Raw genomic sequence first — 1,424 nt, 5'->3', positions numbered from 1 at the left:
ACCGTAGAGCTCGAGAGTGCGCCGTGTTCGTCCTGCATCTGGTAATTGAGCGTCACGTGCTCGACCGCACCCTGCGCCAGATGATCGAAGTCGCTCCCCGGATTGAACACCAGCTGGTTGCCGACCACGCTGGCACTGCCTTTGTTTGCCGGCGCGCTGGCCGAGTTCAGCGTGAACAGGTGGCCGTCATCGACATCGGTGTCGTTGGCCAGCACGTCAATGGTCAGGGTCTGGTTTTCCGTACCGGCGGCCGTATCGGCCACCGCCACCGGTGCGTCGTTGGTGCCGGTAATGGTCACGTCCACCGTGGAACTCGAGAGTGCCCCGTGTTCGTCCTGCATCTGGTAAGTGAGCGTCACGTGCTCGACCACGCCCTGCGCCAGATGGTCGAAATCACTTCCCGGGGTGAACACCAACTGGTTGTCGACCACGCTGGCCGTGCCTTTGTTTGCCGGCGCGCTGGCCGAGTTCAGCGTGAACAGGTGGCCGTCATCGACATCGGTGTCGTTGGCCAGCACGTCGATGCTCAGGGTCTGGTTTTCCGTACCGGCGGCCGTATCGGCCACCGCTACCGGCGCGTCGTTGGTGCCGGTGATCGTCACATCCACCGTGGAACTCGAGAGCGCCCCGTACTGGTCCTGCATCTGGTAACTGAGCGTCACGTGCTCGACCACGCCCTGCGCCAGATGGTCGAAATCAGCCCCCGGATTGAACTGCAACTGGTTGCCGACCACGCTGGCACTGCCTTGGCCGATTGGCGCGCTGGCGCTGACCAAGGTGAATGCATGGCCGTCATCGACGTCGGTGTCRTTGGCCAGCACGTCGATGCTCAGGGTCTGGTTTTCCGTRCCGGCGGCCGTATCGGCCACCGCYACCGGMSCGTCGTTGGTGCCGGTGATGGTCACGTCCACCGTGGAACTCGAGAGCGCGCCGTGTTCGTCCTGCATCTGGTAATTGAGCGTCACGTGCTCGACCGCGCCTTGCGCCAGGTGGTCGAAGTCAGTTCCGGGGGTGAACACCAGCTGGTTGCCGACCACGCTGGCACTGCCTTTGTTTGCCGGCGCGCTGGCCGAGTTCAGTGTGAACGCGTGACCGTCATCGACATCGGTGTCGTTGCCCAGCACGTTGATGGTCAGGGTCTGGTTTTCCGTGCCGGCGGCTGTATCGGCCACTGCCACCGGCGCGTCGTTGGTGCCGGTGATGGTCACGTCCACCGTGGAACTCGAGAGTGCCCCGTGTTCATCCTGCATCTGGTAACTGAGCGTCACGTGCTCGACCACCCCCTGCGCCAGGTGATCAAAATCGCTTCCCGGAGTGAACAGCAGCTGGTTGTCGACCACGCTGGCTGTACCCTTGTTTGCCGGCGCGCTGGCCGAGTTCAGCGTGAACGCGTGACCGTCGTCGACATCGGTGTCGTTGGCCAG

The 1,424-nt window shown here is 63.4% G+C and carries 1 protein-coding gene; it reads right to left on the bottom strand.

All coding sequences use genetic code 11. From position 1 onward, the window contains the following. On the bottom strand, positions 1-1,424 hold a 1,424-nt coding region (locus tag AC1DHT_RS29130; protein ID WP_477761585.1), incomplete at both ends, for an Ig-like domain-containing protein.

This window comes from Pseudomonas sp. 05N432 (assembly GCF_056396945.1).
Note: the sequence above shows the minus strand (reverse complement) of the source record. Positions and strands in the feature narration are given on the sequence as shown.